19 protein-coding genes are annotated in these 18,527 nt (G+C 69.2%); 10 read left to right on the top strand and 9 right to left on the bottom strand.

Annotation, left to right across the window (positions count from 1 at the left end; all coding sequences use genetic code 11):
- Positions 1-141: 141 nt before the first annotated feature.
- Together HALDL1_06215 and HALDL1_06220 are read left to right on the top strand one after the other, a co-directional pair.
- Entirely contained in the window at positions 142-1,209 is a 1,068-nt protein-coding gene (locus HALDL1_06215) for a glycosyl transferase family 1 (GenBank protein ID AHG03231.1), read from the top strand.
- A gap of 99 nt (positions 1,210-1,308) precedes the next feature.
- Positions 1,309-1,815 (top strand): hypothetical protein, encoded by a 507-nt coding sequence (locus HALDL1_06220; protein AHG05206.1) that lies wholly within the window; start codon positions 1,309-1,311, stop codon positions 1,813-1,815.
- A 27-nt stretch (positions 1,816-1,842) separates the two neighbouring features.
- Here HALDL1_06220 and HALDL1_06225 read toward each other — a convergent pair whose 3' ends face one another.
- Positions 1,843-4,281 (bottom strand): dihydropteroate synthase, encoded by a 2,439-nt coding sequence (locus HALDL1_06225; GenBank protein AHG03232.1) that lies wholly within the window; start codon positions 4,279-4,281, stop codon positions 1,843-1,845.
- 183 nt (positions 4,282-4,464) lie between these two features.
- Here HALDL1_06225 and HALDL1_06230 point away from each other — a divergent pair, with 183 nt between their 5' ends.
- Complete coding sequence (locus HALDL1_06230; protein AHG05207.1) at positions 4,465-5,304, top strand: hypothetical protein; 840 nt, start codon at positions 4,465-4,467, stop codon at positions 5,302-5,304.
- A gap of 814 nt (positions 5,305-6,118) precedes the next feature.
- Here HALDL1_06230 and HALDL1_06235 read toward each other — a convergent pair.
- Entirely contained in the window at positions 6,119-7,729 is a 1,611-nt protein-coding gene (locus HALDL1_06235) for a phosphoribosylglycinamide formyltransferase (GenBank protein AHG03233.1), read from the bottom strand.
- Positions 7,730-7,898: 169 nt separating this feature from the next.
- On the opposite strand from HALDL1_06235, the gene HALDL1_06240 reads away from it, so the two are divergent.
- Both HALDL1_06240 and HALDL1_06245 read left to right on the top strand, forming a co-directional pair.
- Complete coding sequence (locus HALDL1_06240) at positions 7,899-9,275, top strand: adenylosuccinate lyase (GenBank protein AHG03234.1); 1,377 nt, start codon at positions 7,899-7,901, stop codon at positions 9,273-9,275.
- Between the two features lie 40 nt (positions 9,276-9,315).
- The gene (locus HALDL1_06245; GenBank protein ID AHG03235.1) at positions 9,316-9,525 is read left to right on the top strand and encodes a hypothetical protein; all 210 of its coding nucleotides are present in this window, start codon (positions 9,316-9,318) and stop codon (positions 9,523-9,525) included.
- 1 nt (position 9,526) lies between these two features.
- On the opposite strand, the gene HALDL1_06250 is transcribed toward HALDL1_06245, so the two are convergent.
- From HALDL1_06250 to HALDL1_06275, 6 genes are read right to left on the bottom strand one after another with little or no spacing between them, the layout of a single operon-like run.
- Positions 9,527-10,594 (bottom strand): succinyl-diaminopimelate desuccinylase, encoded by a 1,068-nt coding sequence (locus HALDL1_06250; protein ID AHG03236.1) that lies wholly within the window; start codon positions 10,592-10,594, stop codon positions 9,527-9,529.
- On the bottom strand, positions 10,587-11,402 hold the full coding sequence (locus tag HALDL1_06255; GenBank protein ID AHG03237.1) for a diaminopimelate epimerase: 816 nt from the start codon (positions 11,400-11,402) through the stop codon (positions 10,587-10,589). The genes HALDL1_06250 and HALDL1_06255 overlap by 8 nt, the downstream gene beginning before the upstream one ends.
- On the bottom strand, positions 11,402-12,628 hold the full coding sequence (locus tag HALDL1_06260; protein AHG03238.1) for a diaminopimelate decarboxylase: 1,227 nt from the start codon (positions 12,626-12,628) through the stop codon (positions 11,402-11,404). Before HALDL1_06260 ends, HALDL1_06255 begins: the two co-directional genes overlap by 1 nt.
- A complete protein-coding gene (locus HALDL1_06265) occupies positions 12,625-13,458 on the bottom strand; it encodes a 2,3,4,5-tetrahydropyridine-2,6-carboxylate N-succinyltransferase (protein AHG03239.1) in 834 nt (277 codons plus the stop codon). The genes HALDL1_06260 and HALDL1_06265 overlap by 4 nt, the downstream gene beginning before the upstream one ends.
- Positions 13,455-14,198: a dihydrodipicolinate reductase gene (locus tag HALDL1_06270; protein AHG03240.1), complete on the bottom strand. Its 744-nt coding sequence runs from the start codon at positions 14,196-14,198 to the stop codon at positions 13,455-13,457. Before HALDL1_06270 ends, HALDL1_06265 begins: the two co-directional genes overlap by 4 nt.
- The gene (locus HALDL1_06275) at positions 14,195-15,100 is read right to left on the bottom strand and encodes a dihydrodipicolinate synthase (protein AHG03241.1); all 906 of its coding nucleotides are present in this window, start codon (positions 15,098-15,100) and stop codon (positions 14,195-14,197) included. Before HALDL1_06275 ends, HALDL1_06270 begins: the two co-directional genes overlap by 4 nt.
- A 280-nt stretch (positions 15,101-15,380) precedes the next feature.
- Here HALDL1_06275 and HALDL1_06280 point away from each other — a divergent pair, with 280 nt between their 5' ends.
- Complete coding sequence (locus tag HALDL1_06280; GenBank protein ID AHG03242.1) at positions 15,381-16,022, top strand: metallophosphoesterase; 642 nt, start codon at positions 15,381-15,383, stop codon at positions 16,020-16,022.
- Positions 16,023-16,064: 42 nt separating this feature from the next.
- The gene (locus HALDL1_06285) at positions 16,065-16,562 is read left to right on the top strand and encodes a hypothetical protein (protein ID AHG03243.1); all 498 of its coding nucleotides are present in this window, start codon (positions 16,065-16,067) and stop codon (positions 16,560-16,562) included.
- Here the strand turns inward: HALDL1_06285 and HALDL1_06290 are convergent.
- On the bottom strand, positions 16,559-16,747 hold the full coding sequence (locus HALDL1_06290) for a hypothetical protein (protein ID AHG03244.1): 189 nt from the start codon (positions 16,745-16,747) through the stop codon (positions 16,559-16,561). The genes HALDL1_06285 and HALDL1_06290 overlap by 4 nt on opposite strands.
- A gap of 86 nt (positions 16,748-16,833) precedes the next feature.
- On the opposite strand from HALDL1_06290, the gene HALDL1_06295 reads away from it, so the two are divergent.
- The 3 genes from HALDL1_06295 to HALDL1_06305 all read left to right on the top strand — a co-directional run bounded on the left by HALDL1_06295 (position 16,834) and on the right by HALDL1_06305 (position 18,509).
- Positions 16,834-17,307 (top strand): PUA domain containing protein, encoded by a 474-nt coding sequence (locus HALDL1_06295; protein AHG03245.1) that lies wholly within the window; start codon positions 16,834-16,836, stop codon positions 17,305-17,307.
- A gap of 96 nt (positions 17,308-17,403) precedes the next feature.
- On the top strand, positions 17,404-17,793 hold the full coding sequence (nac, locus tag HALDL1_06300) for a NagC family transcriptional regulator (GenBank protein AHG03246.1): 390 nt from the start codon (positions 17,404-17,406) through the stop codon (positions 17,791-17,793).
- Positions 17,790-18,509 (top strand): SAM-dependent methlyltransferase, encoded by a 720-nt coding sequence (locus HALDL1_06305; protein ID AHG03247.1) that lies wholly within the window; start codon positions 17,790-17,792, stop codon positions 18,507-18,509. The genes nac and HALDL1_06305 overlap by 4 nt, the downstream gene beginning before the upstream one ends.
- Positions 18,510-18,527: the final 18 nt, after the last annotated feature.

Raw genomic sequence — 18,527 nt, forward strand, 5'->3', positions numbered from 1 at the left:
TCCTCGAGTTTCAGGGAGCACCGGGATTAGTAGCCACTCGCTTACTGCGCCCGTTCGGCAGTGGAGTCGACGTTCGTCGCGGTGTCGTCCCGGGAACGCGGAACGGAACGGTTTTTACCCGCGTGCTGCGTGCCGACGTGTATGCGAGTGGCGTTCGTCTCCGAGACGACCGCCCACCACGCCGACGGCGACGATCTCGACCGGCTCGACCTGCTCGCGGGACTGCTCGCCGAGCGGGGACACGAGGTCCACGTCTGCTGTGCGCAGTGGTGGGAGGGCCGGCCGGACACCTTCGACTACGAGGACGTGACCTACCACGCCATCACGGCCGACCCCGGCCGACGCTGGTTCTCCCCGAAAGCCGCCGCCACCCTCCGCGGCATCGACCCCGACGTCGTCCACGCGACCTCCCGCACGCCCGGCCACGTCTACGGCGCGCGCTGGGGCGGCCTGCTCGCCGGCGCCCCGGTCGTCTGCGAGTGGTACGACCCCCACGACACCGGGGACGGACTACGCGGCCGCGCCTACCGGTACGCCGCGCGCCGCCCGAGCGCGGTGGTGACGCCCTCCCGGACCGTGAAGACGAGCGTCCGCGAGTGCGGCCGGGACGGCGAGGACGTGCGCGTCGTCCCGACTGGCATCGACATGGACCGGATTCGCCGCGCGGTCCCGGGCGACGACGGCGACATCGTCGTCAGCCGGCGCCTAGACGAGAACGCCAACCTGGAGTCGCTGTTCCTCGCGCTCGCGGAGTTCCGGGAGTACGACTGGAACTGCACGGTCGTCGGCGACGGTCCAGCACGCCGCGGCTACGAGCGCCAGGCCAGCGACCTCCGCATCGCCGACCGCGTGGACTTCGTCGGCGACTGCACCGTCGAGGAGCGCGTGGAGATATTCAAGAACGCCCACGTCTACGTCCACACCGCCGAACGCACGTCGTTCGCGTGCGACCTGCTGTGGGCGCTCGCCTGCGGCTGCGTCGGCATCGTCGAGTACCACGCCCAGTCCAGCGCCCACGAACTCGTCGAGACGTACGACCGGGGCTTCCGCGCGACCAGCGACGAGGAGATCGTCGAGTGCCTGGTCGCGGCGGGCGACCTCGAACGCAAAGCCGTCGACGAGACGTTCGCCGACTACGACTACGACGCGTTCGTCTCCGCCTACCTCGACACCTACAGCGACGCGCAGGCAGACGCCGGCCTGCTCTGACCTCTCGTTCTGTCCACCCTGGAGACGAGGCGGACGGACGTTCGGTACAGCGTGTCAAGGCACCAGCAGCTTTCTCTGGTAGGCCGAGAACGGGTAGGCATGACAGACTGGTTGACCGAGTACACCGAGACGGACGACCTGAACGAGAAGTACGGGCTCCTCCGCGAAGAGATGACCAGACTCCGCGGGCAGCGCGACGACATCGAGTTCTTCGACGAGGACGCCGTCGGGAGCGACGTCCGCCGGCTGAACGAGACGGTCGACGGCGACCTGGTGGTGTTCCTCGCGAACGACTTCGGGCGTCCGCGGGCCTACCGGCCGAGCGGCGTCGAGAGGGAGGCCCAGGACGAGATTCGGCGGGCGCTGCTGGCGAACAAGTACGACGACACGAACGAGGACCTGAACGAGATTCGCCGGGAGTTGCTAGACGCACACCCCGCAATCCACAAAGTCCTCGTCGCAGTGTCCGCCGCGGACGGAATCCGGTACCACCTCCCCGAAGGTTCGAACGAGACGACGAACTTCCTCACGGTCCGCGAGATGGTCGGCCTCGTCGACTACACGACGAACAGTTTCCAGAGCGACGGTCTCTCGCGCACGTACTGACGCGAGACACTGCCTCTCGGGCTACGCTTACCGGCCGTCCTCGTCGCGCATCTGCTCGGCGACGCGCACCGCAGCGACGTTCTCTTCGACGTCGTGGACGCGCACGATGTCGGCGCCGCGGTCGGTCGCGAGCGCCGTCGCCGCCGTCGTCGCGTAGCCGCCCTCGTCGGGGTAGCGGTCGACCGCGCCGAACATCGACTTCTGGGAGTGCCCAACCAGCACTGGACAGCCGAGCGCGTGGAACTCGTCGGTGCGGTCGAGGATATCGAAGCTCTCCGCCGCCGACTTCCCGAAGCCGACGCCCGGGTCGACGATGATCTTCTCCCGCGGGAGGCCCGCCTTCTCCGCGAGCAGCACGCGCTCGGTCAGTTCGTCGACGACGTCCTCGACGACGTCGTCGTAGTGGACGTCCTGGCCGGGTTCGACTGGCGCGTTGATGGAGTGCATCACGACCAGCGGCGCGTCGTACTCGGCGGCGACGAAGCGCATCTCCGGGTCCTCGAGGCCCGTCACGTCGTTCAGGATGTCGGCGCCAGCGTCGAGGGCCTGCCGGCCGACTTCCGCCTTCCGGGTGTCGACGGAGACGAGCGCGTCGAGGTCCGCGAGTCGTTCGATCACCGGGAGCACGCGGTCGAGTTCCTCCTCGACGGGAACGGGGTCGGCGCCCGGTCGGGTGGACTCCCCGCCGACGTCGACGATGTCGGCCCCGACCTCGACCATCTCCTCGGCGCGCGCGACGGCGTCCTCGACGCGCTCGTAGTCGCCGCCGTCGTGGAAGCTGTCCGGCGTGACGTTCAGGATGCCCATCACGGCGGTGCCGTCCTCCCACGGGTAGCCGTGTTCGGCCGGTTCCGTCCGGATGCCGAGGTCCGCACGGAGTTCCTCGGCGAACACCGAGAGCCCGTACGGCTGCCCGTCGAGTTTCTCGCAGAGGCGCTTGAACTGCGCGAGCGTCCCCATCAGCACCGCGTCGAGCGTGCCTCGGGGCTGTTCGTTCAGTCCCGACAGCGAGCACTCCGCGCCGAGGCTCAGCATCTCCTCCTTGAGGTACTGGGCCTGGCGCTTCCGGACGCGGGTCTTCACCACGCGGTGGACGCCCTTCCCGCGCATCCGCCAGACGCCCGGGGGCGTGACGTGGGCGCCCTCCAGCGTCTCGCGGGCCTCTTCGAGGTCCCGCACTCGCTTGGGAAGGTTCGTTCGCGTCCAGCGCGTCCGCGCCTCCGCGACGGTGAACAGCGACCCCGTGACGAGCACCAGGTCGTCGTCGGCCGCCTCCTCGAGCGCGGCGTCGACGGCCGCCTCGACGGAGCGCCTGATCGTCGTCTCGCCGGCGCCAGCCTCCGAGAACACCGTCTCCAGAACTTCGGCGTCCTCCGCGCGGTCGGTGTCCGGTTCGCAGACCCACGCGCGGTCGGGCGTCGGCAGCGCGTCGGCCATTCCGCGGTGGTCCTTGTCGTGCATCGCGCCGAAGACGCAGAGCAGGCGGTCGTAGTCGAACTCTGCGACAGTGTCCGCGAGCGCCTCGCAGGCGCCGGTGTTGTGCGCGCCGTCGAGGGCCACGACGGGGTCGGCGCTCATCACCTCGAAGCGGCCCGGCCAGTACGCCTTCCGGAAGCCGCGCGCGATGGTCTCCGCGTCCACGTCCGCGACCTGCCGAGCGAGCACCGCCGCGACGCCCGCGTTCCGGGCCTGGTAGGCGCCGAGCAGCGGAATCCGTGTGTCGACGGACCAGCCGTCGCCCGCGAGCGAGACGGCGGCCTCGGTGTGGTTCGTGCGTCCCCCGTAGCGCACCGTCACGTCGACGCCAGCGCCGTCCTCCCCGACGGCGACGACGTCTCCGGCCTGCTCGCGGACCGCCGCGAGCGCGTCGCCGGTGGTCGCCGTCACGAGCGGATTGTCGGCGGGCGCGACGTGGGCCTTGTCGCGCGCTATCTCCTCGACCGTGTCGCCGAGGACGCCCGTGTGTTCGAGCGTGACCGAGGTGACCGCGCTCGCCTCGGGGTCGACAACGCTCGTCGCGTCGTACCGGCCGCCGATGCCCACCTCCAGAACCGCGACGTCGACGTCCTGCCGGCCGAACTCCCAGAGCGCCATCGCGGTCACGACCTCGAAGAACGTGGGAGCGTCACCGTCCGCCGCGCGCTCGTTCACGCGCGGCCGGACCGCCTCGACGAACTCGGTGAGCGCGGACTTGGAGAGCTGACGGCCGTTGACGGTCGCGCGCTCGCGCACGTCGTCGAAGTGCGGGGAGGTGTACAGCCCGACGTCGAGGCCAGCCTCCCGGAGCGTGGACTCGACGAGTCGGGCGGTGCTACCCTTCCCGTTCGACCCCGCGACCTGCACGTACCGCGTCCCCTCGTGGGGGTCGCCGAGGGCCGCCAGGAGGTCTGCCGTCGAGTCCGTGCCGGGTTTCGGCCGGTAGCGACGGAGGTCGAGGAGGAAGTTCGCCGCCTCGTCGTATCGCATGGTCGAATCGAACGCGCCGCCCCGCATTAGACTGTCGGACCCGTCGGAATCGCAGTCATTCCCCGAGGGCCGATGCCCGCCCGGTCGGTGAACTGGCCGTGCCGTGGTGCGTGCCAACGGGATACCTGAAACGGCCGTTTGTGTCTCCAGAACACATTTTCCACCCAGCCTCTATGGACGGGTATGGAACGACGTAGGTTCCTCGCTGGCCTGTCTGCCACAGTTCCGCTCGCCCTCGCGGGCTGTCTCGGTGGCCAGGACGACGACACCTCCACCACGGCATCGAACGACGAAACGACCACGCAGACTCCCGACGACACGACGACATCGACGACCGACTCCGGTCCGCTGTCGGTCGGGGAGAAGCTCAGTCTCGGCGACGACCGTGCCATCGGCGTCGTCGGCATGGACGCCACGGCGTTCGTCCTCACCCGAGAGGGGACCGACTATCAGGTCCATTCCGGCAACACCACGCGGTACGTGCTCGTGACCTTCGACATCGACGCCGTCAGCGACTACGAGTCCCTTGTCGCGGAGAACGTCACACTCACGCTGAACGACGAGCAGTCGTTCGGCGACCCGGTGTTCCCGCTGGGAGGCGGCGCCAACCAGTTCGTCGCTGCCTACCCCGTCCCGAACGACGTGACGCCGTACACCGGTTCCGTCGACCTCGACACTGGCGACCAGCCCGCGACGTGGGAGTTCGACGCCCGGGACATCGAGTCCATCACCCAGAACGTCGACTGGGAGGTGACGAGCGAGACCGTCCCGGACAGCGTCGCTCCGGAGGCGGAGTTCGGCGTCGACCTCGAGATCGAGAACAACGGCGACGCCTTCGAGTTCGTCACGACTGTCGCCGGGACAGCGTCGGCGCCCACTCGCGCAACCTTCGACGTCCCGGCCAGCGACACGGTGACGAAGACCGTCGAACTCACGGCTCCGGCCGCGGACGGCGAGAGCGAGTTCCACGTGGAACTCGACTGGGGCGGCACCGGCATCATCGAAGTCATCCCGTTCGAGTAGCGGATACGTCAAAGGGCTGTTTGTGCTTGCCCAGTCTCTTTGATACTACCCACACTCGGTCAGGATGGAGCGCGTTCGGCCCTCCCAAACACCGCAGCTCTCCCCCGCTGCCCGGTGCGACAGCCCACTACTGTCATCCTCGCTGGCGCTCCACGTTTCCCTCCGTTCTTCCGGTTACCAGCGACGTGACTACGGTACTGTCGGAAGATTTACTACCATGAGGCGCGCGGTCGTCCATCGAGGCGGGCACAAATCGTGCCGGATGCGCCGAACCACTCACTCACGGTGACGCGCTCGGGGCTCGAACGTGGTTTCCCCTGTCACCGCCAGCCAGAACATCCCTGTTGCTCTGTCAGTCCGTGGCTCTGTGCTCCACGCCAGGACCGCGAAAAGACCTATCGCTCACTGGGTGTTCGTGGGTGAGCCAACTGGGCTACTCCAAGCACAACCGCCACTGAAAACGCTACAAGAGCACCGATTGCCCAGCTACTGCCGTCGCCACGAACAACGCTAACCAGTTGGCTAGCTCCGGCTACAGCAAGTGCCGCAGTAGAGATCATAATTAGTCTAGTAGACGGTCGTCTCATAGCCGGTACTGTGTTTTTAGTCGTCTTACTACTATTGGTGATACGTACGCAGCTGGACTGAGCGGCTGATTTGTGGTGTCAGTAGCGAACAGAACTTGCTGGTGCCCCGCACCTGACCGAGGTCGACTCGCTCCGTTCGTCTATCGAGCTTCCGCCACTAATCGTGACGGAAACGCCGGAGCGCTCGTCCCTCGCGCTCCGAGCTTCAGACACGCCTTCGCTGGTGCTCAGTCGTGTCTGAAACACCGGTGGCCGGTGAACACCATCGCCATCCCGTGCTCGTCGGCAGCCTCGATGACGTCCTCGTCGTTGACAGAGCCACCCGGCTGCACGATGGCCTCAACGCCCGCCTCGGCCGCCAACTCGACGGCGTCCGGGAACGGGAAGAACGCGTCCGAGGCCATCACCGCGCCGTCCGCGCTCTTCTCCTCGGCGTCCCGCTCGGCCTTCTTCGCCGCGATCTCGACGGCGTCCACGCGACTCACCTGGCCGACGCCCAGTCCTACGGTCTCCGTGCCGTCGGCGAACAGGATGCCGTTGGACTTGACGTGCTTGAGCACGCGCCACGCGAACAGCATCGTCTCCACCTCCTCGTCGGTCGGTTCGCGCTCGGTGACAACCTCGAGGTCGTCCGCCTCGGGCGCCCACTGGTCGCGCTCCTGGACGAGTCGACCGCCGACGATGGGCTTCTCGGTGAACCGTTCGGTGGCGTCACCGAAGGGCCCGGTGTCGAGGACGCGGAGGTTCTTCTTCTCGCGGAGGACGGCGAGTGCGTCGTCCGTGTAGCCGGGCGCGACCACGACCTCCTTGAACGACTCCGTGACGAGTTCGGCCGTCTCGGCGTCACAGGTCCGGTTCAGTGCGACGATGCCGCCGAACGCGCTTTTGGCGTCCGTGGCGAGTGCGTCGGCGTACGCCTCCGCGAGCGTGTCGGCCGTCGCACAGCCAGCGGGGTTGGTGTGCTTGATGACCGCGGCCGCCGGGTCGTCGAACTCCTTGATGAGGTTCAGCGCGCCGTCGGCGTCGTTGTAGTTGTTGTACGACAGCGCCTTCGCGCCCTCGTTGCGCTGGTCGGCGGCGACGACGCTGGCCTCCTCGCAAGTGTCGTCGCGGTACACCGCGGCCTCCTGGTGGGGATTCTCCCCGTACCGGAGGTCCGCGGCGCGACTCTCGCCAGAGAGGCGGCGCACGGGGAAGTCGCCGCCCGTGTCGGCGCCGACGGTGACGCCGTCGTCGGTGCGTTCGACGCCTCCTTCGGCGACCCACCGGATTGCCCGCGGGTAGGCCGCGAACTCGGCGTCGTACAGCACCCGCTCTTTGAGCGAGTCGACGTCGTCGTCAGCGAAGACCGGGACCGGTTCCTGGGTGACGATGGGACCGGCGTCGATGTCGTCCTCGCGGACGCTGCCGTCGTCGGCGACGGCGTTCGTCACGACGTGGACGGTGCAGCCAGTCACCGAGACCTCGGCATCGAGTACCTGCTCGTGGGCGTCTGCGCCGGGGAACGACGGGAGGAGACTCGGGTGGACGTTGAGGGTGAGCGGGACCGAGTCGAGGAACGTCTCGGAGAGCACGCGCATGTAGCCGTCGAGGCAGACGAGGTCGACGTCGTACTCCGAGAGCGCGTCGACGACGCGCTGCTCGTGGTCTCGCCGGCTCTCGTCGTCGCTTCGTTCGACGACCTCGGTCGGAATCCCGCGTTCTGCGGCGGCGTCGATGACGGGCGCGTCCGCGTGGTTCGAGAGCACGACGGCGAGTTCGGCGCCGCCCGGTCCGACGTCGTCGACGTGCAGGAGGTTCCGGCCGCGGTTGCTGGCGAGCCCAGCGATTCGTGTCATGTCTACACGAGCGGCCGCGACCTGCAAAGTGGTTGCGGTTCGTTCACGGGAAGTATACACAACCTCGTACAGGCTGGGCGATATAGTTCCGATTGGGCCGCTCTGTTACACACGTCCGTGCCTTTCGGCGACCGGCAGGCTTTTGGAGCGAGCGCGGCGATTCGGAGCCATGACCGACGACCACGCTCTGTACGCGGTGACGCCGCTCGACGGCCGCTACGCCGGCCGCACCGCGCCGCTCGCGGAGTACGCCAGCGAGGCGGCGCTGATGCGGGCCCGGGTTCGCGTCGAGGTCGAGTACTTGCTCGCGCTCGCCGACCTCGACCCGGTGTCGCTGGACCTCGCGGACGACGAGCGGGCCGACCTCCGGGCCGCCTACGAGGAGTTCGACTCAGCGGACGCACGGGTCGTCAAGCAGATCGAGACCGAGGGCGCCCTCGGCTACGACGCCACGAACCACGACGTGAAGGCCGTCGAGTACTTCGTCCGGGAGTCCGCGCCCGAACGCGCCCACTCCTGGATCCACTTCGCGCTCACCAGCGAGGACGTCAACAATCTCGCCCACCGCCTGCTCGCCAGGCCCGCGGTCGAGGACGTGCTCGTCCCCGAACTCCGCGAGGTGCGGGACGCGCTCGTCGAGTTCGCCTACGACTACGCCGACCTCCCGATGCTCGCGCGTACCCACGGCCAGCCGGCGACGCCGACGACGTTCGGCAAGGAGATGGCCGTCTACGCCGCCCGGCTCGGTCGCGCTATCGGTCGCGTCGAGGCCGCCAGCGACGACCTCGCCGGGAAACTCGCCGGCGCGTCCGGCACGTGGGCCGCCCACCACGCCGCCTTCCCGGACGTCGACTGGCGGGCGTTCTCCCGCGAGTTCGTCGAGGGCCTCGACCTCGACTACGTCGAACCCACGACGCAGGTCAACCCCTGCGACGACCTCGCGGCGCTGTTCGACGCGCTCCGCGGCGCGAACAACGCGCTGCTCGACCTCTCGCGGGACGTCTGGCTCTACGTCTCCCAGCGCTACCTCGGCCAGGAGGCCGCCAAGAGCGAGACCGGCTCCTCGACGATGCCCCACAAGGTCAACCCCATCGACTTCGAGAACGCGGAGGGGAACCTCTCGAAGGCCAACGCGGACCTCACCTTCCTCGCCGACTACCTCACCACCAGCCGCCTCCAGCGGGACCTCTCGGACTCCACCGTGAAGCGAAATATTGGCGGGGCGTTCGCCTACTGCCTGCTCGCGTACGGGAAACTCGGCGACGGCCTGGCGAAGGTAGCACCCAACGAGGCCGTCATGCGCGAGGACCTGCGAGCCAACCCCGAAGTCATCGGGGAGGCCGTCCAGACCATCCTCCGCCGCGAGGGCCACGGCGACGCCTACGAGCGCGTGAAGGACCTCACGCGCGGCGAACGGGTCGAACTCGAGGACTTCCACGACCTCTTCGCCACGCTAGACGTCGACGAGGACGTCCGCGAGGAACTGCTCGCGCTCACGCCAGAGTCGTACACGGGCGTCGGTGCCGACGTGGCTCGCGACGCCTGACGCGAGAAGATTTTTACCGGGCCGCGCCGCACCTGCGACCATGTCCCCCCAAGAGAACGGCTGCCCGAAGTGCGGTCACGACGAGGTCGACGTCGGCAACATCTCCACGACTGGCTCCGGTCTCTCGAAAATGTTCGACGTCCAGACCAACAAGTTCCGGACGGTCACCTGCACGAGCTGCGGCTACACGGAACTGTACAAGGACGTCGGCTCCCGCGGCGGCGACATCGCGGACATCTTCTTCGGCTGACTCAGACGAGCGAGCCGACCGCTTCGGTGAGAATCTCCGCCGCCCGCCGGACGTCCGAGCGGCGCACGTACTCCCGCTGTGCGTGGGCCACGGGGCCGTCGTCGTCCGCGAGCACGCCCGGGCCGAAGACCACCGTCGGCGCCTCGGCCGCGAAGTAGGAGGCTTCCGTCGCGGCACCGAACGGCCGCGGGTCGCCCGCGCCCGCCGCCACCATCGCACGGACGACGTCGGCGTCGTCGGGCGTGTCGAACGCCTCGAGGAACGGCGTGTCCCGGTCGACCGGGTGGACGTCCGCGCCGACAGACTCGTCGACGGCGTCGCGGACGTGCGCCTCGAAGCCGGCGAAGAACTCCTCCTGGCTCTCCGGCGGGACGGTCCGGCGGTCGACGACGAGTTCGCTGCGGTCCGGGACGCGGTTGGCCGCGTCACCCCCCGAGACGACTGTCGGCGTGAGCGTCGGCGGACCGAGTTCGGGGTGCTCGTCCGGTCCTCGCTCGGCGTCGAACGTCCGAATCGCTGCGAGCGTACTCTCGAGGGCGGCGACGGCGTTCACCCCCTCGTCGGGGCTCGCGGCGTGCGCACCCATCCCGGTGAGTTCGACCGTCCCCTGGAACCGGCCGCGGGCGCTCGTGCACGCCGCGAGGTCCGTTGGTTCGCCCACGATGTAGGCGTCCGCGTCGAGGTCCAGTGCGTGCGCACCGTTCGAGTCCGTCTCCTCGTCGGGCGTAATCGCGAGGGTCACCCGGCCCTCGGTCGGGTCGACGGCGAGGAACGCGGCGAGCAGCGCTGCAAGCGGTCCCTTCGCGTCGCAGGCGCCGCGCCCACGGACCACGTCACCCTCCCGCGAGAACCCGACGTGAGGCGGCACCGTGTCGATGTGGGTGTTGAGGACGACGTGGGGGTGGCCGCTCTCGCGCGACGCGAGCACGTTCCCGCCGTCGTCCACGTCCGGGTCCTGACCGTGATCGCGTAGCGTCTCACAGAGGAGTTCCCGCATCTCCGTCACGTCCTCGTGTGACGGCGTCTGTACTGCCGTCTCGTGGAACGAGAGCGGGTCGAACTCAGACATCGAGGGAGCGCGCGGGGACGGCCTCGGCTTCGCCGCCTTCCTCCTGCTCGGTCGCCCCGCGGAGCGTCGCACGGCCCCCCGAGAGGTCGACGTGCAGTTCGCCGCCCGGCGGCCGGACCCGGACCTGTTCGCCGCTGCGGCCGGCGCGATGGGCGACGGCCGCGATGGCGACGGCACCCGTCCCGCAGGACTGCGTCTCGCCCTCGACGCCGCGCTCGAACGTTCGCTGGCGGAACTCTCCGTCGCCGTCCGGCGACGCGAACGTCACGTTCGCGCCCTCCGGGAACGCTTCGTGGCTGCGGATGGCGGGCGCGTCCGCCTCGACGTCCACGTCGTCGACGTCGTCGACGAACGCGACGGCGTGGGGTACGCCCGTGTGCACCGCGGTGACGTCGTACCCCGCCAGGGACTCTTCGACCATCGGATCGTCCCGGAGCACCGGGACCTCGGCCGGATCGAACCGCGGCGTCCCCATCTCCACGGTGACCGTCTCGCCGTCGACGTCCGCGCGCCGGGTGCCGGCCTGCGTGTCCAGCATGACCGAGTCGGCGCCGGTGCGCTCGGCGACCCAGCGGGCCGCACAGCGCGCGCCGTTCCCGCACATGTCCGCCGTCGAGGCGTCCGGCTGGAACAGCGTCATCACTGCGCGCGGCGGTGTGTAGGCGTCTTCGAGCGCGAGGAATAGGACGCCGTCGACGCCCAGGCGGTCACAGAGCGCCTGGGCGAACGCCCCCCGGTCGGGGACGTGTTCGGTCGCGTCGACGATTGCGAAGTCGTTGCCGGTGCCGTGGTATCGGTCGTAGGGAATCATCGTTCTGGGGCGGTGAGGGTGGGGAGTTCGTCGCGTACGCGGACGAGTCGGTCGTCGCCGCCCTCGACGGCGACCACCGCGGGGCGGGGTCGGGAGTTGTACTGGGAGGCCATCTCGATGCCGTAGGCGCCCGCGTTGCCGACCGCGAGCAGGTCGCTGCGCTCCGGGCGCGGGAGCCGCCGGTCCTCAGCGAGGACGTCCGTGCTCTCGCAGATTGGGCCGACGACGCTCACCAAGTCCTCGTCGCGCTCGGCCGCGTCGGCCGCCAGCGACTGGACCTCGTGGTGGGCGCCGTAGAGCGCCGGCCGCAGGAGCGTCGTCATCCCGGCGTCGACACCAGCGAGCGTCGCGTCGTCGGTCGACTTGACGGTGTTCACCTCGGTCAGCAGGACGCCCGCGTCCGCGACGAGGTAGCGGCCCGGTTCGACGACGAGTTCTGCGTCGACGTCGGCGAGCACGTCGCGGGTCGTCGCCGCGACGGCTTCGAGGTCGAGCGGTTCCTCGTCGGGGTGGTACGGAACGCCGAAGCCACCGCCGACGTCGACGAACGAGAGGTCGACGGGCGACTCCCGGGCCACCGTGGCGAGTCGCTCGACGACTTCGCGGTGCGATTCGACGTCGGCGTCGTCGAGCATTCCGCTGCCGACGTGGGCGTGGATGCCGACCACGTCGAACCCGCGGTCGGCGGCCTCGCCGAGGACGTCGGGGGCCTCGTCGTGGGGGACGCCGAACTTCGCGTCCGCGCCGGTCGCCACGTCGTCGCTGTGGCCCGCGCCGACGCCGGGGTGGACACGGAGCGCGAGGCGGCCGGCGAAGCCGCGCTCGGCGAGTCGGTCGATGGTGTCGCGTGCGCCCACGACGAACGTCGACTCGGGCGCCGCGTCGAGCACGTAGTCGAGGTCCTGGGCCGGCGGGTTGACCGCGGTGTAATGTATCTCGCGGGGCTCGTAGCCCGCCTCCAGGGCCCGGAACACTTCGCCGGCGGCGGCGCACTCCGCGCTCGCGCCGGCCTGGCGGAGCGTCCGGAGGACCGCGCCACCGGCGTTCGCCTTCACCGCGTAGTGGACGTCGGCCTCGGGGAACGCGGCGGCGACGCGCTCGTAGTTCTGTCGGGTGCGGTCGAGGTCCTGCACGTACAGCGGCGTCCCGTACTCCTCGGCCAGGCCGCGGAGCTCCGGGGCCGACCAGTCGGCGAGCCGTCGTACGGCAGGATTCGGTGTCACGACCTGAGTACCTCCTCTCGCTGCGTGGCGTCCAGTGTCTTCGCTTCGAGGTCCAGCGCTACCACCGCGGGCTTGTACGCGCCGCCCTCGAAGAGGTCGTGTTCGCCGACGCTCGACTCGACGAACCGCGTGAACGCCCGGCGCTCGGGCGGCAGTTCGCCGTAGAGTATCTCCTCCTCGACGAGGTCGTAGACGGGGATGCGCGGCGTCAGCAGCGTGTTCTCACCGACCACGGAGTCGTGGCCGACGACGAAGCCCGAGGTGACTCGGCAGCCGGCGCCGAGCGAGACGTCGTCCTCCACGACGACGGGCGCGTCCTCGACTGGTTCGAGCACGCCGCCGATGAGCGTGTTCGCGCCGAGCTTCACGTCCTCGCCGATCTGCGCACAGGAGCCGACGGTGTCACAGGAGTCGACGAGCGTGCCGTCGCCGACGTGCGCGCCGACGTTGACGAACGCCGGGGACATCACGATGCAGTCTGAGCCGACGTGTGCGCCCCGGCGGAGGACGGTGCCGTCGGGCGTGTTCCGCGTGCCGCGCTCGAAGAGGTCGTCCGTGCGGCGCAGCGGCAGCACGTCGTGGTACGTCACGTCGCCGTACTCTCGGGGTTGGGTCTCGCGGAGCGCGAAGTTCAGGAGCACCCCGCGCTTCACCCACTCGACGGCGCTCCACTCCCCGTTCTCCTTCCGCGCGGCGCGCACTTCGCCGGCTTCGAGCGCGTCGAGGAAGGCGTCCAGCGTGTCGGCGTCGTCGGCCGTCGCGGTGTCGGCGTCCACGCCGCCGTCCTCGTGTCGCTGCCAGAGGTCGCGTACGTCGTCTTCGAGACTCATAGTTCGGACGCCACCTCCTCGAAGCGGTAGAAGCCAGCGGGCTGGTCGGCCAGCCACTCGGCGGCGTCGAGGGCGCCCGCCGCGAACACACGCCGACTCCCGGCACGGTGGGTCAGTTCGAGGACCTCGTTGTTGCCGGCGAGCAGTGCCTCGTGCTCCCCGGTCACGTTGCCCGCTCGGCGTGCGTGGACGCCGATTTCGCCCTCCTCGCGGGGCTGGTCGCCGACGCGGCCGTGGACGCGTTCGCTCGCCCCACGCGTCTCGTCTATCCTGTTCAACAGCACGTTCGCCGTGCCGCTGGGCGCGTCGCGCTTCCCGTTGTGGTGGGTCTCGGTGACCTCCACGTCGTACTCGGGAAGCGCGGACACTGCGGCCTCCACGGCGTCCAGTAGCGCCTGGACGCCACGGGAGAAGTTCGCGCCGAGGAGGACGGGGACGTCCTCGCCGGCGTCTCGGAGCGCCGCTCGCTGGTCTTCGTCGAAGCCGGTCGTCCCGACGACCGCCGGGACGCCGGCGTCTGCTGCTGCGGTCACGTGCGCCACGCTCGCGTCCGGCACGGTAAAGTCTACGACCGCGTCAGGATTCCCCGAGACCAGCAGTTCGGGGAACTCCTCGGCCGCGTCCAGGTCGCCGGTGGGGTCGCGGGACGCCGCGAACGCCACCTCGTCGCCGCGCTCCGCTGCGACCTCGCGGACGGTCCGTCCCATCCGGCCGGTCGCTCCAGTGACGCCGACTCTCATACCGACAGTTCCCGTTCTTCGAGTTCCTCGAGCGCCTCTCGGAGCGGGTCCCAGTGTTGTTCTGAGAGCTGGGTGAGCGGCGAGCGGTAGTTCGCCGGACCGTGGCCGCGGAGCTCCTGGGCGGCCTTCACCGGAATCGGGTTCGACTCGGCGAACAGCGCGCGGTTCAACGGTTCGAGTTCCTGGTGGCGCCGCCGGGCAGTCTCGTAGTCGCCGTCGAGCGCCGAGTGGACGAGGTCGCCGACGCGCTCGGGTTCGACGTTCGCGGTGACGCTGATTGCGCCCCGCCCGCCGACCGAGGCGATGGGGAGCGTCAGGCCGTCGTCGCCGGAGAGCACCGAGAACTCCTCGTCGGTGGTGCGCTCGACGATCTGGCTGACGCGGCCCACGTCGCCGCTGGCGGCCTTGTAGCCGACGACGTTCTCGTGGCTCGCGAGCTCGACCGCCGAGTCCACCTCGATGGTGCGGCCCGTCCGGGACGGGACGTTGTAGAGTATCTGGGGGACGTCGACGCGGTCGGCTATCTCGCGGTAGTGGGCGACCATCCCTTCGGGTTCGGGTCGGTTGTAGTACGGCGAGATGAGCAGGAGCGCGTCGGCGCCGGCGTCGACGGAGCGGCCGGCGAGGCCGACCGCCTCGTGGGTCGAGTTGCTGCCCGCGCCGGCGATGACCGGCACGTCGCCGTCCGCGGCGTCGGCCACGGCCTCGACCACTTCGACGTGTTCGTCGTGGGTGAGGGTGGCGCTCTCGCCGGTGGTGCCGACGGGGACGAGGCCGTCGACGCCACCGTCGACGAGGCGGCGGGTGTGGTCGCGGAGTCGGTCGAAATCGATGCTTCCGTCGTCGGTGAGCGGCGTCGTCATCGCGGGGAAGACGCCGTCGAGGGGTGTCGTGAGTTCCATCTGAGTTCTGTGGGTGTCGGTGAGCGGGCCGTACTGCCAACGGCGGCCCGACACGGGTGCGCTATGCCCGCGTCGAACCTAGTGGTCGGCTGTGCGGCGTTTACCCGAGAAGGAGACGGCGCTCCCGGCGGCGACGGACGGAGCGGTGGAAGCGCCAATCATATCTCCGACTGGGAGCCACAGGGGTAAAATCCTGTCGTCACGGTCATCGTCTGCCGCCGCCAGCGCCGACTGCTCGCCATCGGGGGTTTTTTGCCCCGTCTGGACGGAGTATCTCTGGATGCTCGTCCTCGGCGACGCCCACGCGGAGACGCCCGACCGACGGCAGTCGCTGTTCGCCGCCTACCGGGCGGCGGACGCCGACGTGGCGCTCCAGGCCGGGGACCTGATGTACTACGACCTGCCGATTCCCACCTACTTCATCGGCGGCAACAACGAGGACTTCGACGTCGTGGAGGCGCTCCGACACGGCCGCATCGAGAGCGACGACGTGTCGAACGCCGTCCTCCTCCACAGCACCGTCGAGACCGTCGACGGGCTCCGGGTCGCCGGCCTCTCGGGGAACTACGCGCCGACGCAGTTCGAGAAGGACCGGACGATGCTGCGCGGGGACCGCCGCCGCCACTTCGTCCGCAACGACGTCGAACGCGCGAAGGAACTCGAAGACGTCGACGTGTTCCTCGCCCACGAAGCGCCTCACGGCCTCCCGGTCACGGAGGAGTACGACGTCGGTTGCAAGTACATCGACGAACTGCTGGACGCCCTCGACCCCGACCTCTGTCTCGTCGGCCACCACCACGAGCACGCGGAGTCCACGTACGGCGACACCCGCGTCATCTCGCTGGCGCCCGCCTGGAACTCCTACTACCGCCTCGACCCCGACACGCTCTCCGTCTCCAGACACGACACGCCGTCGGCGTGACTGTCGCGTACTTTCATTACGGGTCGAACCCGAAGTGCCAGTATGGCTCCGATTCAGGACGCACAGCGCGTCGCGGTTCTCGCAGACTCCCAGAACCTCTATCACTCCGCCCAGAGCGTCTACTCCCGGAACATCGACTACGGCTCGCTCCTGCAGAAGGCCGTGCAGGGCCGCCAGCTCACCCGCGCCATCGCCTACGTCATCCGCGCGCAGGCCGAGGACGAGGACAGCTTCTTCGAGGCGCTGCAGGAGATCGGCTACGAGACGAAGATCAAGGACATCAAGACGTTCGGTGACGGCTCGAAGAAGGCCGACTGGGACGTCGGGATGAGTCTCGACGCCGTCTCCCTGGCCGACCACGTCGACACGGTCGTCCTCTGTACGGGCGACGGCGACTTCTCGCGGCTCTGCACCCACCTCCGCCACGAAGGCGTCCGCGTCGAGGCGATGGCGTTCGCCGAGTCGGCGGCCGACGAACTGATCGAAGTCGCGGACTCATTTGTCGACCTCAGCGAGCGAGAAGAGACGTTCCTGCTCTAGACCATTCGGCCGTCCGAACCGGTACTCCCCATCAGCAGGGACCCGGCTGCCAGTCCGCTCGTCGCAAGCCCGGAGATTGCGAGTAGGGTCACCGTCGCGTTCGGATTGAGCCCGGAGTAGAACAGTAGCGCGGCGCTAACCAGCAGTAGGACGCCCGCAATCCCGATTTTCGTAGTGTCGCTCATGGACCTGCTTTGCAGCCGATAGTACATAAGCCCATCCAAATCGTCGACCCGAAGCGGCTTTACGCGCGGGTAGCCGACCAAAACCCATGCAGGACGCGGACGTCGAGTCGCTCCGCACGGTCGCGAACTACCAGTTTGGCGCTGGTGCCGGAGCCGCGCTCTTCCCCGAGGACGGGCGCCTCGAGGTGCGGCGCTCGAGCACCGGTCGGCCACAGCAGGTCGCCCGCGGCGACGGAAGCAGACTCGTCTCGGTCGGTCTCGACGGTCGGTTCACGCTCGGCACCGCGGGCGGCCAGCGCCTCGTCGACGCGCTCGCCCACCCGGTCGCTCGCGTGGTCGTGGGCGACGACAGCGAGCCGTTCGTCCGCGAGGGGAAGAACGTGTTCGCGAAGTTCGTCCAGGCGGTCGACCCGGCGGTGCGGGCTGACGACGAGGTGGCTGTCGTCCACGAATCTGGTAGGTTACTGGCGGTGGGACGCGCCGAACTCGACGCGCAGTCGATGCTCGACTTCCGAACGGGGATGGCGGTGATGGTGCGGTCCGGCGTAGACCCGGAGTAGTACTCGGCCGACCGTGGCGACTCGTGGTCGAGCGACCACCCGCGTCGCGGCGGACGGTTCGCCATTCTTTTCTTCTCGCGACGCGACCGTTCGCGTATGTTTGGCGGAGGCGGCATGAACCCACGGAAGATGAAACAGATGATGGAACAGATGGGGATCGACGTCGACGAGATCGACGCCACGGAGGTCGTCATCAAGCGCGCGGACGGAACCGAGATCGTGTTCTCGGATCCCGACGTGACGAAGATGGACGCCCGCGGCCAGGAGACCTACCAGATCATCGGCGAACCCAGCGAGCGGGAGGGCGCCGCCGACGCGGCCGAACTCGAGTCCGGCGACGAGGACGCCAGTGAGGACGACGCGGGGATTCCGCAGGGCGACGTCGACATCGTCTCCCAGCGCACGGGCGCCAGCGAGGACGAGGCCCGTGAGGCACTGGAGGCCACCGACGGCGACCTCGCGGCGGCCATCGACCGGCTGGAGTGATACTGCTCGTCCGCGGTGACCGGGAGTTCCTCGTTGCACCGGGAGAGGAGCTACACACCGACCTCGGCGTCGTCGAGGTGCCCGAGAACCCGGCGTCTGGAGACACCGTCGAGTCGCATCTCGGCGAACCGTTTACCGTCCGGAAGCTGCGCGGTCCGGACCTGTTCAACCACCTCGAACGCACCGGTGCGCCGATGATGCCCAAAGACATCGGGCTGGTCGTCGGCCACACCGGCGCGGCCGCGGGGGACCGCGTGCTCGACGCCGGAACGGGGACTGGCGTGCTCGCGGCGTACCTCGGCCGACTCGGCGCGGACGTGGTGACCTACGAGCAGAAGGCGGAGTTCGCCGACGTCGCTCGCGAGAACATGGAACTCGCGGAGGTCGCCGACACCGTCGACGTGCGGACCGGCGACGTCACAGAGCACCTCGATGACCTCGCCGGATTCGACCTCCTCACCCTCGACACGCAGAACGCCCCGGAGGTCGTCGCGAGCGCACCGGCCCTGCTCGTCTCCGGCGGCTACGTCGCCGCCTACTCACCGTTCGTCGAGAACGCCCGCGAGACGGAACTGGCCGCGCGGGAGGCCGGCCTCGCGGACGTCGAGACGCTGGAGACCATCCAGCGCCGGATGGACGTCGACGACCGTGGGTCCCGACCCTCGACGGCCGGCGTCGGCCACACCGGCTACCTGCTGTTCGCGCGGAAGCCCTGAGCTGTCCGGCGGCTCGTC

It is taken from the genome of Halobacterium sp. DL1 (assembly GCA_000230955.3).
In the GTDB taxonomy this organism is placed as follows: Archaea; Halobacteriota; Halobacteria; order Halobacteriales; family Halobacteriaceae; genus Halobacterium.